The 13,017-nt window shown below is 62.8% G+C and carries 13 protein-coding genes, 1 tRNA gene and 1 pseudogene; 8 read left to right on the top strand and 7 right to left on the bottom strand.

The genetic code is table 11. The features are described 5' to 3' along the window. On the top strand, window positions 1–1,144 hold a 1,144-nt coding region (locus tag J4G38_RS27390), incomplete at its 5' end, for an NFACT RNA binding domain-containing protein (RefSeq protein ID WP_226163995.1). Window positions 1,145–1,206: 62 nt separating this feature from the next. Here J4G38_RS27390 and J4G38_RS27385 read toward each other — a convergent pair. Continuing rightward, window positions 1,207–1,288: transfer RNA gene (locus J4G38_RS27385), tRNA-Leu, on the bottom strand. A gap of 200 nt (window positions 1,289–1,488) precedes the next feature. Between J4G38_RS27385 and J4G38_RS27380 the strand changes: the two genes are divergently transcribed. Continuing rightward, window positions 1,489–1,953, top strand: coding sequence for a low affinity iron permease family protein (locus J4G38_RS27380; protein WP_210521993.1), 465 nt, complete (start codon window positions 1,489–1,491; stop codon window positions 1,951–1,953). Between the two features lie 86 nt (window positions 1,954–2,039). Here J4G38_RS27380 and J4G38_RS27375 read toward each other — a convergent pair whose 3' ends face one another. Further along, complete coding sequence (locus J4G38_RS27375; protein WP_210521994.1) at window positions 2,040–2,756, bottom strand: Dps family protein; 717 nt, start codon at window positions 2,754–2,756, stop codon at window positions 2,040–2,042. Between the two features lie 118 nt (window positions 2,757–2,874). Between J4G38_RS27375 and J4G38_RS27370 the strand changes: the two genes are divergently transcribed. Both J4G38_RS27370 and J4G38_RS27365 read left to right on the top strand, forming a co-directional pair. Then, the gene (locus J4G38_RS27370; protein ID WP_210521995.1) at window positions 2,875–3,600 is read left to right on the top strand and encodes a VIT1/CCC1 transporter family protein; all 726 of its coding nucleotides are present in this window, start codon (window positions 2,875–2,877) and stop codon (window positions 3,598–3,600) included. 56 nt (window positions 3,601–3,656) lie between these two features. Then, window positions 3,657–4,487, top strand: a complete 831-nt coding sequence (locus J4G38_RS27365) for a polyphosphate kinase 2 family protein (protein ID WP_210521996.1) — start codon at window positions 3,657–3,659, stop codon at window positions 4,485–4,487. A 220-nt stretch (window positions 4,488–4,707) separates the two neighbouring features. Here J4G38_RS27365 and J4G38_RS27360 read toward each other — a convergent pair whose 3' ends face one another. Then, a complete protein-coding gene (locus tag J4G38_RS27360) occupies window positions 4,708–6,495 on the bottom strand; it encodes an ABC transporter ATP-binding protein (RefSeq protein ID WP_210521997.1) in 1,788 nt (595 codons plus the stop codon). A gap of 503 nt (window positions 6,496–6,998) precedes the next feature. On the opposite strand from J4G38_RS27360, the gene J4G38_RS27355 reads away from it, so the two are divergent. Then, entirely contained in the window at window positions 6,999–7,361 is a 363-nt protein-coding gene (locus tag J4G38_RS27355; protein WP_210521998.1) for a hypothetical protein, read from the top strand. Window positions 7,362–7,427: 66 nt separating this feature from the next. Next, window positions 7,428–7,697 carry a hypothetical protein gene (locus J4G38_RS27350; RefSeq protein WP_210521999.1) on the top strand — a complete coding sequence of 90 codons (270 nt, stop codon included), beginning with the start codon at window positions 7,428–7,430 and terminating at the stop codon, window positions 7,695–7,697. 14 nt (window positions 7,698–7,711) lie between these two features. Here J4G38_RS27350 and J4G38_RS27345 read toward each other — a convergent pair whose 3' ends face one another. Continuing rightward, window positions 7,712–7,900 (bottom strand): hypothetical protein, encoded by a 189-nt coding sequence (locus J4G38_RS27345; protein ID WP_226163993.1) that lies wholly within the window; start codon window positions 7,898–7,900, stop codon window positions 7,712–7,714. Between the two features lie 101 nt (window positions 7,901–8,001). Then, window positions 8,002–8,665 (bottom strand): annotated as a pseudogene (locus tag J4G38_RS29325) (chemotaxis protein CheB). Between the two features lie 230 nt (window positions 8,666–8,895). Here J4G38_RS29325 and J4G38_RS27335 point away from each other — a divergent pair. Next, on the top strand, window positions 8,896–11,931 hold the full coding sequence (locus J4G38_RS27335; RefSeq protein WP_210522002.1) for a chemotaxis protein CheB: 3,036 nt from the start codon (window positions 8,896–8,898) through the stop codon (window positions 11,929–11,931). Here the strand turns inward: J4G38_RS27335 and J4G38_RS27330 are convergent. Then, window positions 11,928–12,149: a hypothetical protein gene (locus J4G38_RS27330; RefSeq protein WP_210522003.1), complete on the bottom strand. Its 222-nt coding sequence runs from the start codon at window positions 12,147–12,149 to the stop codon at window positions 11,928–11,930. The genes J4G38_RS27335 and J4G38_RS27330 overlap by 4 nt on opposite strands. Before the next feature lie 132 nt (window positions 12,150–12,281). Between J4G38_RS27330 and J4G38_RS27325 the strand changes: the two genes are divergently transcribed. Next, window positions 12,282–12,698 carry a hypothetical protein gene (locus tag J4G38_RS27325; protein ID WP_210522004.1) on the top strand — a complete coding sequence of 139 codons (417 nt, stop codon included), beginning with the start codon at window positions 12,282–12,284 and terminating at the stop codon, window positions 12,696–12,698. 82 nt (window positions 12,699–12,780) lie between these two features. Here the strand turns inward: J4G38_RS27325 and J4G38_RS27320 are convergent, their stop codons facing one another. Next, window positions 12,781–12,927 carry a hypothetical protein gene (locus J4G38_RS27320; protein WP_210522005.1) on the bottom strand — a complete coding sequence of 49 codons (147 nt, stop codon included), beginning with the start codon at window positions 12,925–12,927 and terminating at the stop codon, window positions 12,781–12,783. Window positions 12,928–13,017: the final 90 nt, after the last annotated feature.

Genomic DNA, 13,017 nt, shown 5'->3' with positions numbered 1-13,017 from the left:
TGGCGACTTGAAGGCCCAAACAACCGCCGCGCTGCCCGTGGCCGGCAAGCTCCCGCCCCCGCTAGCTGACCTGCCGCTGCGCCACCTCCGCGCCCACGGCTACGACGCCGCCCTGCCTGACGTCAGAACCCGGCTCGTGAACCAGGTGCTGGCCCAACTGGAAAAGCCCGCCAGCTACTACCTCACCCAGCTCGACGGCCGCACCCGCCTTAGTCTGCTGCCCATCGGCGAGGTGCTCGAAACCCTGCCCGGCGACGACCCCATTGGCGCGTTGCGGCGTTTTGTGCCCATGGCCCTGGGCCGCCGGGCTTTGGAAATGGAAACCAAGCAGCTGCGCCAACTGCTGGAGCGCCGCGCCGACGAAGCCAGCACCGCCGCCGCCCACGCCCGCCAGCGCCTCCACGCCCTGGCCCACGAGGCCGGCTACCGCCACACCGCCGACCTCATCATGGCCAACCTGCACGACATTCCGGCCGGGGCCACCCAAATTGAAGTGCTGGATTTCTATACCAACCAGCCCAAGCTAATCAAGCTCAAGCGCACCGAAAAGCCGCAGCTCACCGCCGAAAACCTCTACCGCAAAGGCAAAAACCAGCAAATCGAAGAGCGCCAGCTCACCGAGCGAATCGCCCGCCGCGAAGCCGAAGCATTTGCGGCCCTGGAGCGACTGGAGGAAATGGACACCGTGCCGGCCCTAACCGAATTGCGCGGGCTGCGCACCTGGCGTAAGCAGCACGGCCTCGACCCTACGCCCACGGCGGCCAAAGCAGCTACCGAGTTGCCCTTCAGGGTGTTTGAGGACCGGGGTTTTACCATTCTGGTGGGCCGGAACGCGGCGAATAATGACCTGTTGACCCAGAAATATGCTCATAAGGAGGACCTGTGGCTGCACGCCAAGGACGTGACCGGCTCGCACGTCGTCATTCGGCACCGGGCGGGGCAGCCCGTGCCCGAGCCCGTGGTGGAACACGCCGCCATGCTGGCCGGCTGGTATTCGCGCCGACAGCACGACACGCTGTGCCCCGTGACGGTGACGCCCAAAAAATTCGTGCGTAAGCCCAAGGGGGCGTTGCCCGGCCAGGTAGTAGTCGAGCGCGAGCGGGTGGTGCTGGTGAAGCCCGGCAACCCGTTTGAACGGGAGTAGCCGCATTTGCCAGACCACAAAAAAGGCCCGCTTCCTTTCAGAAGCGGGCCTTTCAGTTTGCGTGCGCGCGGGGAGATTCGAACTCCCACACCCGAAGGCACCACCCCCTCAAGATGGCGTGTCTACCAGTTTCACCACGTGCGCAAATAGAGCAACTAAACCGGGCAATTCGGCCGAAACCGGCTTCGCTAAGGCGGCGAAGCGGGTGCAAAGATAGCCGAAGCATTCTGGTCATACAACCCTCAATTACGCTTTTTTCATCAATTAACCATCATTCAACTGTTTATCTTGCGGTTTCGTAAAGCGACTCGGGACGCTTTATCCACCACATTCAATTTTTTGCTATGAATTCCTCCTCTTCTTCTGCTTCCGGGTCCTTTTTTGGCCGTATGGCCGAAAGCATTACCAAGTTTTCGGGCTCCACGGTTGCCTTCATGGCGGCGGCGGGAATAGTGGCGGTATGGGGCGCCACCGGGCCGTTGTTTCATTACTCCGAAACCTGGCAACTGGTCATCAACACCGGCACTACCATCATCACTTTCCTGATGGTTTTCCTGATTCAACGGGCCCAAAACAAGGATTCATTGGTGTTGCATTTGAAACTGAATGAGTTGCTGGCTGCCACGCAGGGCGCCAGCAACCGCCTCATCAATGCCCAGGATTTTTCGGAAGAGGAAATCCAAACGCTGCACAATTTCTACTGTGTGCTGGCCCAGCTGGCGAAGAAGGACAACGACCTCGGCAAAACCCATTCGGTGGAAGAGGCCGAAGACAACCACAACGAAAAGCTCGCCGCCCACGCCGAATGAGGTGATAGGGTAAGGGGTGAGTTTGATGTTCTGACAGCACTAATGCACAGCCAGAACATCAAACTCACCCCTTACCCTATCACCAATTACTCGGCCTTGACGAGCGGCGAGTCAACGACGTGCTCAGATATGAACCATACTTGCAGCTCGTTGGTGCGCATGAGGTTGCTCACGATGAGGTCATTGGTGCCATCGTCGCCGGCGTTATCGGCCTTCTTGGCGTAGTCGTGGCAGTTTTTGAGAATGGTCTGGTGGCCGCTCAGCAGGCGCGATACCTGCACGGGGGCCTCCTCGCGGTCGCGTGGAATGCGCGGCAGGCTGGTGAGCTCGGCCACGTCGTGGGCCATGGCCACGGCCACGCCGCCCAGAATCTGGATGCGCTCAGCAATTAAATCCACCAGTCCGGCCTGCTCTTCATAGTGCTTGTCGTAGAGCAGGTGCAGCTGGTAGAAAGTAGGGCCTACTACCTGCCAGTGGTGTTTTTTGTACATGTCGCGCAGCGTGATGGTGTCGGCCAGCATCTGGTTGAGCATGGTCACGCTGCTTTGGCGGGTGGCTTCGTCGAGGCCAATGGGCAGGCGCTGGCTCACGGTGCCGTAGCGCTGGGTGGGGGCCGGGGCGTGGTTTTGTTGGTTCAGCACCGGCTGAATGTCGACAAAAGCATTGCTACCAGCACCGTTGCCTACGGCGGCTCTTTTGCCGCTGCTGCTGGCTTTGGAAGCCGCTGCTTTCGTGGCAGCGGGGGCAGCGCCTTTTTTGGGGGCCGGAGCTTTGGCGCCGGCGGCTTTGGCGGGAGAGGCCATAATGATGGAAACGAGTGAAGTGAGGAAAAACCGCCGAAACAATTCGGCGTCGAAAAATCTATTTCTGCGTACGTAAAGCGCCCCGCGGGGTTCAAGCCCCAAGCCTTAAAATCTCCTTATGAGCGAGCCAATAACGACCACCGAACTGCCCCAGGACCTGCATCCCGAACACCACATGACGAGTTCGGCCATGCTGCAGGACATCGTCATTGGCCTTTCCGATGGCCTTACCGTGCCGTTTGCCCTGGCGGCGGGCCTGAGTGGGGCCGTGGCTTCGTCGGGACTGGTGATAACAGCGGGCCTGGCCGAAATAGTAGCCGGCAGCATTGCCATGGGCCTGGGCGGCTACCTGGCGGGCCGCACCGAAGTGGAACACTACGAAGCCGAGCAGGCCCGCGAGCGCCGCGAAGTGCGCGACGTGCCCGAAGTAGAGCGCGCCGAAGTAGACGAGCTGCTGGCCGACATGGGCCTTTCTCCCGAAACCCGCCGCCAGGCCGTGGCCGAGCTCACTGCCGACCCCGAGCAGTGGGTGAAATTCATGATGAAGTACGAGCTGGGCCTGGAGGAGCCCGACCCCAGGCAAGCGCCCAAAAGTGCCTTCACCATCAGCGCAGCCTATGCCGTGGGCGGGCTGATTCCGCTCAGCGCCTATTTCGTGACCGATACCCCGGCGAAGGGCTTGGCGTGGTCGGCGGCCATCACGCTGGTGTGCCTGCTGGTGTTTGGGTACTTTAAGAGCCGGATGACGGGGCAGCCGCCCGTGGCCGGAGCCGTTAAAATGGCGGTGGTGGGGGCGCTGGCGGCGGCGGCGGCCTTTGGCATTGCGCGGCTGGTGGGCGGCTGAGCCCTGAGCCCCCGCTTCGCGTACAACGTCCATTCCTGAACCACCACCCCATCATCATGCAATTCAAGCTGCCCGAAACCCCCGCCGTTTACGTCAAGAACAAGTCCTTTCGCCTGGCCGACGTGGACCCCGACGATACCACGCCCTTTGCGCACGAGCCCGACGACCGGTACGAAGCCACCCCGCGCCTGCTGAAGCTGCGCCAGCAGCTGAACGAACTGCAGGAACTGCTCTACGCCGAGCACTCGCGCAGCCTGCTCATCGTGCTGCAAGCCATGGACACGGGCGGCAAGGACGGGGCCATCGAAAACCTGCTCACGGGCGTGAACCCGGCCGGGGTACTGGTGGCCACCTTCAAAGCACCCTCTTCGGAGGAGCTAAAGCATGACTTTCTGTGGCGCATTCATGCCCAAACGCCCAAGCAGGGCCATATCGGCGTGTTCAACCGCTCGCACTACGAAGACGTGCTGATAACCCGCGTGCACGGCCTGATTGACAAAAAAACCTGCAAACAGCACTACGAGGACATCAATAATTTCGAAACGCTGCTGCTGAATAACGGCACGCGCATCCTCAAATTCTTCCTGCATATCTCCAAAGACGAGCAGGCCCGCCGCCTGCAAGCCCGCCTCGACGACCCCGCCAAAAACTGGAAATTCGACCCCAACGACCTCAAGGAGCGGGCCTATTGGGACGACTATCAGGAAGCCTACGAGGACGCAATGGTCCACTGCTCGTCCGGCGATGCGCCGTGGTTTGTGATACCGGCCAACCAGAAATGGTCCCGCGACCTGGCCATTACCGAAATAGTGGTGGCCGCGCTCAAAGACATGAACCCCAAGCCGCCGAAGCCGGATTTCGACCCCAAAGCGCAGGTGATTGTGTGAGGCCGAAGCGCCATGCAACTGCCTTTTGGCACGTTAGCAGGGCCTTGCAGGCCTTCGCAAACGTCTTTCGACACGTCAAAAGGCAGTCGCAAAGCCCTGCAAAGCCCTTTTGACCCATTAGCAAGCCTTCTAGGACAGTGCAAACGACTTTTGACGCGCTAAAAGGCAGTTGCACTGTCCTGCGCAAGGGTGGTAGCCGGGCAAGGGCAAGTCAAGTGGCCTAAACAGCCACGGCTTCGGTCACTTCCTCTTTGCGTTCGCCAATCTGCTGGCGCCACATGGCGTAGTAGAGGCCCTTTTGGGTCAGCAATTCGTCGTGGCGGCCCTGCTCGGCGATGTGGCCGCGTTCGAGCACGAAGATGCGGTCGGCGTGGAGGATGGTGCTGAGGCGGTGGGCAATGAGGATGGTCATGTGCTGACGCGAGCCGGACAGCTCCCGTACCGTCTTGCCAATTTCCTCCTCCGTGAGCGAATCGAGGGCCGAGGTGGCTTCATCGAACACCATGAGCGTGGGTTTGCGCAGCAGGGCGCGGGCAATGCTGAGGCGCTGCTTTTCGCCGCCGGATACCTTCACGCCGCCCTCGCCAATCACGGTATCGAGGCCCAGCGGGGCGCGGGCCAGCAGGGTGTCGGCGGCAGCCTGGTGCAGGGCCAGCAGGCATTCCTCGTCGGTGGCGTTGGGGGCCACGAAGCGCAGGTTTTCGCGAATGGTGCCGGCGAAAAGCTGCGTATCCTGCGTCACGAAGCCGATTTGCTCGCGTAACTCATCGAGGTCGATTTCCGAGCCGGGGATGCCGTTGTAGAGAATCTGGCCCGACAGGGGCGGGTAGAGGCCCACCAGCAGCTTCACCAGCGTGGTTTTGCCCGAGCCCGAAGGCCCCACGAAGGCAATGGTTTGGCCGAGCTGGGTGGTGAAGGAAATGTTGGAGAGCGCCGGCCCGTTGGCCGTGAGGTGCTTGAAAGTGACGTGGTCGAAGGCCAGGTTGTCGATGTGGGCCACCGACTTGGGATGTGCCGGCTTCACGTCCTTGGGCGTGTCGAGAATCGTCTGGAAGTTGCCCAGCGAAATCTCGGTTTCGCGGTAAACGCCGATGATGGCGCCCAGCTCCTGCAAGGGCCCGAAGATGGAAAACGAGTAGATGAAGAACGAGAAAAACTCGCCCAGGCTGATGTGGTTCTGCACCCGCAGGTAGAGCAGCAGCAGGATGATGGTGTTGCGCAGCAGGTTCACGAACGTGCCCTGCACGAAGCTCAGCGAGCGCAGGTAGCGCACCTTGCGCAGCTCCAGCTTCAGGATTTTGTTGGTGATGCCGTTCAGGCGCTCGGTTTCCTGCTGGGCCAGGCCCAGGCTTTTAATCAGCTCGATGTTGCGCAGGCTTTCGGTGGTGGAGCCGGCCAGCGACGTGGTTTCGGCCACAATGGTTTTCTGAATCACCTTGATGCGCTTGCTCAGCGCAAAGCTCAGGATTCCCAGCAGCGGAATGGTGAGGAAGTACCCCACCGCAATGGGCCAATACACCGTGATGGCGTACCACATCACGAAAATGATGCCCACCAGCGCCGTGAAAAGCACGTTCACGAAGCTCTGAATGAGCTTTTCCACGTCGATGCGCACCTTCTGAAGCTTGCCCAGCGTTTCGCCCGAGCGCTGGTCCTCAAACACCTGATAGGGCAGCTCCAGCGAGTGGCGCAGGCCATCGGAATACATTTTGGCCCCCAGCCGCTGGGTGATGACGTTGACGTAGTAGTCCTGGAAATTTTTGGCAATGCGCGACACCATGGCCACGCCCAGCATCATGCCAATGTAGGGAATGGCCTCCCAGAAGAACGGCCCGAACGGCACTAGCCGCAGCCCGGTCACGTTGCTGTTGCGGGGCACGAAATGGTCGACCAGCCGGCGGAACAGGTAGGGGTCGAGCAGCGAGAATATTTGGTTGACGGCGGCCAGCACCAGGGCCAGCACCAGCAGCGGCCAGTAGTTGCGCAGGTAGCTATAAAGGATTTTCATGAGGCAAAAATATGGAAGCGGGCTTTCCGTCTGCCGGATAAGCCGGGTAATGTTAAGCAACAAACCCGACCGGGCGGCAATGGTTCGGGCTGGCTGGCTGGGCGCTAAAAGAACGTCGTGCTTCCTCTGGCGGACACCAGAGGAAGCACGACGTGCCTGGGACAGCAGGTAGCCTGGTCCTAAGCCAGTCGCGCCGCGCCGCGCAGCAGCACCACAATGGCCGGCTGGGCCGCTTGCCACCGCGATTTCCCGCACCCAACTAGTGCGCGGCGGGAGCTTGAAATACATACGGCAAGAAATGCCAGAGGCGGGCTTGTTGAGAAATGGGATTTATATTAGTAATGTTTTAAGTATTATTCGCTGTGATAACCCGTAGTTTTCTCCTAGGATGGGCACTAAGCAGGTCAGAGATTTGTACTGCCCCTTAGTGGCGGCGTTATCCAGTAAAGACAAGCGGGTGATGTTGTAGTGTTTAATACCGGTCTTGCAATAATGTCTATATTATGACTGTTGTATATCACGAACTGTTGCCGGATAGCTACTTGCTCATTTTGGCTCCCGGCCGTCCCGGGGGGCCGGAAGCGGCCCTGGCCCACTGGTTGAAATGCGCCCAGCGCAGCGGCAAATCGGCTGTTTGGGTCGACTGCGGCATGTTGAGCTCCTTGTCCGACGAAGCGGCCCATTTGCTGTGGGCTTCGCACATGCAGCTCCGCGAGCAGCATGCCCAGCTGGTGCTGGTGCACGTGCCCGAGCGTGTGCAGCGGGAGCTGCTCGGCCAGGAGCTGGGGCCGGCGCCCTGCATTGTGCCCACCCTGCTCGATGCGGCCCGGCAAACGTTCTGGCCCGACGGCTCGCTGGCTGCCTGAGGTGAGAGGGCGCGGCCGGCGGCCCCGGTTGGTAATACCGTTTCCATTTCTTACTACTGTTATCCCATGCACACCACCTTCTCACTGACTTTGGTCCCGAATGACTTGCCGGCGCACCAGCGGGCGCTGTGGCAGCGCCGCCAGCTCGCGGCCCGCAACACGCTGGAAGTTCAGGTGCAGGCCGGCGGCGCGGTCGATGCCGAAACCGTGGCCTGCTTTCAACGCTACGTGAAGGGGGAAATTTCGCTGAGCCAGGCCATTGCGAAATCCCGCCAGCAAGCCGCGCAGCAGTGCGCCAGCCGCCAGCAGCTCCTCAGCCGCCGGCAAGCAGCTTAGGGCCGAAGCCCGCGCTACGCTTCGGGCGTGCCAACGGTGGAGCTATTGCTGCCGCCGCTACTCAGCAAGAACTCGCGGAGCCGGTTGATGTGCTTTTTGATTTCCACAATCCGCTCTTCCTGCTGCACCGAGTAGGCGCCTTCGCCGCGGGTGGCCATGCTGCTGAGCAGGTTTTTGCGCTCTTCCATCATGCGCAGGGCCACCCAGAGGGATTCTGCCAGGGTTTGCTGGGAGTTGCGCAGCAGCGCCTCGGCCGTGAAGGCGTGGCCGGTGTGGCAGCGGAAGCGCAGCAGCTTGCCTTGGTTTAATTCCCAGAGGCTGCCGCCGCAGTCGGGGCAGGTGAGGGGACCTGGCTGCCCAGCGCGGCCACGGCTTCGGTTGTTTCCACAACTCTTTCCGCGATGGCGGCCTCCTGCTTAAGGTCTTCGGGTATGTCGACTCGGCGTTCGGGAACGGTGCCCCGCGTTATTTCATCCAGCCAAGACCCCATCATCGCTGAGGGCACCACGTAGTCGATGTCGACGTTGCGCAGGGCCGTTTCGGGCATGCTGGGGTATTCGGCTTCGGTGGGGGCCTGCACGATGGCTACGCCGCCGCCGCGCTTCACGTATTCCGGGCCGGCGGTGCCGTCGTGCAGCATGCCGAGGAGCACGATGCCCACCACCTGCGGCCCGAAACAAGGCATCGGCGGCGGGACGGTAGTGGTTTTCGCGGGGGCCCTTGGCCACGAGGACGTGGGCCACGTGGCCGTCCTTGGCCAGCAGGTGGCGGGCGGGCGGGGCCAGGTACAGGGTGCCGGCCTCCAGCACTTCGCCGTTGGTGGGCCGGCGGCCGGCCAGGGTGGTGTGCCGGGCCAGCCGGTCTACCAGGTGCTGGCCGTCGGAGTCGGGAGCGAAGTGCTGCACCACTAGCACGGCGGCGGGCGGCGTGGCGGGCAGTTGAGCAACGAACTGCACGAGGGCCGGCATTCCGCCGGCGGAGGTGCCTACCCCAATGAGGCGAGAAGGGATGGGCATTGGAAAGAAAAAATGGCGTTATTTTCTACGGGGAGCGTGGGCACAAGGGTGAGGCCCGGCTACTTTTTTGCGGTAAATTTGTTTTAGCAGTCTGCATTTTTGCAAGCCCAGGCCCACCGCAGCGGCGCCAGGTTTTTTGTGCCGCACGGCTCTGCTCCGCGGGCTCGCCTCATTCCCACCCCATGAAATCCACCGAATTCCTGTCCGACGGCGAAGAGCGCGGCCTCATCATCACCCCGTTCAAAGACATGCCGCGCGACGGCGACGAGCCGGTGACGGCCACGCTCCAGCGCGAGGCCACCCACCCCGACCACTCGGCCGCCACGTTTCCGCTGGTGGGCCTGGGCGGCTCGGCGGGCTCGCTGGCGGCGTTCGAGCGGTTTTTTCAGGCCACGCCACCCGATTGCGGCATGGCCTTCGTGGTGGTGACGCACCTGTCCCCCGACCAGGACTCGGAGCTGGCCCAGGTGTTGCAGCGCTTCACCAGAATGCCGGTACAGGAGGCGTCCGACGGCGTGCGCGTGCGCCCCAACCACGTCTACGTCATCCCGCCGAACCGCGACATGAGCATCCTGCACGGCATGCTGCTGCTGTTTGCGCCCACCCAGGCCGCGGGCCGCCGCCTGCCCATCGACTTCTTTTTCCAGAGCCTGGCCAAGGACGCGCGCGACCGCGCCGTGTGCATCATCTTCTCGGGGCTGGGCAGTGATGGCACGCTGGGCCTGAAGATGGTGATGGAAAACTTTGGGATGGTGATGGTGCAGGCCCCCGAAACGGCCGAGTTCGACTCGATGCCGCGTTCGGCGCTGGCCACCGAATTTGTGGACTACGTGCTGCCCGCCGAGCAGCTGCCGGCCAAGCTGCTGGAATACATGCGCCACCCCGACGCCCGCCCCCGCCGCGAAGAAGCCGAGAGCAGCGCCAAGCCCGCCCACGCCCTCCAGAAAATCTTCCACCTCATCCGGGCCCAGACCGGGCACGACTTCAGCTTCTACAAGCGCAACACCGTGTTCCGGCGCATTGAGCGGCGCATGAACTCGCACCAGATAATGGAATTCACGCACTACGTGCGGTATTTGCAGGAAAACCCCACCGAGGTGGAGGCCTTGTTCAAGGAGCTGCTGATTGGGGTGACCAAGTTTTTCCGGGACCGGGAGGGGTTCGAGAACCTTAAGGCGCGGCTGCTGCCGCTGCTGCGCCAGAAGCCCGCCGACAGCACCGTGCGGGTGTGGGCGCCGGGCTGCTCGACGGGGGAGGAGGCTTACAGCCTGGCCATTACGCTGCTCGAATGCCTGGACGGCGTGGACCGCAGCAAGTACCTCAAGATTCAGATTTTTGCCACCGACATCAACCCCGACGGCGTTGACCTGGCCCGCATCGGGTTCTACGGCGACAACATTGTGCCCGACGTGAGCGCCGAGCGCCTGAACCGCTTCTTCACCAAAATCGACGGCGGCTACCGCATCAAGAAGGAAGTGCGCGACGCGGTGGTGTTTGCCGTGCACGACATTAACAAGGACGCGCCCTTCACCAAGCTCGACCTGCTGGTGTGCCGCAACCTGCTGATTTACCTGAGCGCGGAGCTGCAGAAAAACCTCATTCCCGTGTTTCATTATGCCCTCAACCCCGGCGGGCTGCTGTTTTTGGGGCCGAGTGAAAACCTTACCGGCTTTCAGGACTTGTTCCAGAGCCTGGACGTAAAATGGAAGATTTCGCGCCGCACCGATGCCGCGTCGTCCCTCACGCGCCTGGTTAACTTTCCCTTTGCGCTGGCCCGGCCGCACGCCCAGCCCGCGCCCGCTTCTGCCTCCGGCCTCATGAATACTGCCTCTGCCCGCAAAGAAGGCGCGTTCACCACCCTGGTGCAGCGCGTGCTGCTGCGGCAGTACACGCCGCCCGCCGTGGTCATCAACCCCAAGGGCGAAATCCTGTACGTGAACGGCCGCACCGGCCGCTACCTGGAGCCGGCCCCCGGCATCGGCGGCATGAACATCTTCGACATGGCCCGCGAGGAGCTCAACTACGAGCTGAGCGGGGCCGTGCACAAGGCCGCGACTTCGCACCAGGAAGTGGTGGCCGAGAACGTGAAGCTGCGCCTCGACACCGGCGTGCAGCTGCTGCGCCTCACGGTGAAGGTATTGGAAGAAACCGAGCACCTCACCGGCCTGCTGCTGGTGGTGTTTGAAGAGCAGCCCACGCCCCGCAAGGTGCGCCTGGGCGAGGCTACGCTGGCCAGTGAGCCCGGCCAGGACGTGCAGCTGCACATCCTGGACAAAGAGCTGCAACACACCAAGCACCGCCTCCAAACCACCATTGAGGAGATGGAAAGCAGCGTGGAAGAGCTGAAAAGCACCAACGAGGAGCTGCAAAGCGCCAACGAGGAGCTGCAAAGCACCAACGAGGAGGCCATGACCAACAAAGAGGAGATGCAGAGCCTGAACGAGGAGCTGATGACCCTCAACATGCAGTACCTGAGCAAGACCGAGGAGCTGAGCCAGGCCGCCAACGACATGAAAAACCTGCTCGATGCCACGGAGATTGCCACCATCTTCCTCGACAACGACATGGTGATAAAGCGCTTCACGCCGCCCGTGCACCGCATCGTGTCGCTGCTGCCGGCCGATGTGGGCCGGCCCATCACCCACTTCGCCAACTCGCTGCGCTACGAAAACCTGGCCCAGGACGTGCAGCAGGTGCTCGACCGGCTGGTGAGCGTGGAATCCAACATCCAGACCACCCGCGGCGAGTGGTTTGCCATGCGCATTCTGCCCTACCGCACCCTGGACAACTACATCAGCGGGGCCGTCATCACCTTCACCGACATCACCGACCTCAAAATCCTCGAAGCCCGGCTCCAGGAAACCTCCCGCTTTGCCGAGAGCATTGTGGAAACCGTGCGCGAGCCCCTACTCGTGCTCGACGGCGAGCTGCGGGTGCTGGCCATCAGCGCGGCCTTCGCTAAGCTCTTTGGGCTTGACTCCGCCCTAGTGAAAGGCCAGCAGCTGTGGGAGCTCGACGGGGGCGCCTGGCAGCTGCCGGCCCTGCGCCAGCGCCTCGACGAGGCCCTGCGCAACCCCACCCAACCGTTCGAGGATTTCCGCTTCGAGGCCGATTTTCCCACGGCCGGCCGCCGCAACCTGCTGCTCTACGGCCGCTGCATCACGAGCCAGGGTGCCCAAACCGGCCGCCTGCTGCTGGGCGTGCAGGAAAACGGCTAGGCCCGGGGCCGGTGGGGGTCGGGGGAGCACCCCAACGGCGCGACCACGGGCCGGGAATCCAGCAGGAGGCAGTACTGGCAGCGTTTGCCGGTACTGCCCTTGCCCGACCAGCGGTCGGTGAGGGCAATGCTGTTCCCAATCGGGCACTCGCTGTTGTCGTGCCACACGTCTTCCTGGCCGATGCCGCGCAGAGGAGAATAGAAGGTGCGAATACGCATCGGGTACTGGATGAGCTATGGTTGTAGCAATATACTCAAGGATTCGCGCAGTTAGTCCTTTGCCGTTCACTTAATCCGGCATCCGGCGCCCGGCCGGCCTACCTTCGTGCCCCGGCTCTTTCGTTCGCCTTCATGTCGTCCCCGTCCTCCTTGCAGCTCACCTACCGCGCCGACCTTGACGTGCTCACGGCGCGGTGGTTCGTCCCGTCAGCTTTTCCCCAGCTCCAGCAAGAATACGCCGCCGTGCTGGCCGCCGGCCTGGCCCACGGCACTTCCCGCTGGCTGCTCGACGTGCGCCGCACCCCCACTCCCTCGGCCGAAGCCACCCACTGGGTCACGGCCGTGTGGCTGCCCCGCGCCGCCGGCCAGGTGGCCCGCCCCCTGCACCTGGCCTACCTGCTCTCGCCCCAGCGCACCGCCGCCATCTTCACCGATGCCGGGGCGCATGCGCAGGTAGAGCAGGTGCTGGCCCCCGGGCAGTCTTTTCAACTTCAGCTGTTTGGCGACGAGGGCGCCGCCGTGCGCTGGCTCACCGAAGCGCCGGCGTAGGCCCGGCCGCCCGGCTACGCAACACGGCCCCACGCGTGCTTTTCACGGGCTCACGGGTGGAAAGCCCGCGCCGGGCCCTGCCTTATCCCTTGGGCGGCGTGGGCGGCCCGGCGGGCGCGGCGGGGTTCTGGGCAAAGCGGGTGCTCATGCGCTTCTCCACGGCGTGCACGCCGGGCGTTTTGCCTTTGTCGTTCTGGCCGTCGGCATACGCGGGGCGGGCAATGTCCATGGCGGCTGGCCCCCGCCACCAGACGCGTTCCGCCAAGCATACCGGTCAGGGCGCCCACCTGCACGGCCAGGCTGCTGGCCGTGCAGGTGG

Source organism: Hymenobacter terricola, from assembly GCF_017921975.2.
Taxonomy (GTDB): Bacteria; Bacteroidota; Bacteroidia; order Cytophagales; family Hymenobacteraceae; genus Hymenobacter; species Hymenobacter terricola.
This window is presented reverse-complemented; position numbering and strand designations above follow the sequence as displayed.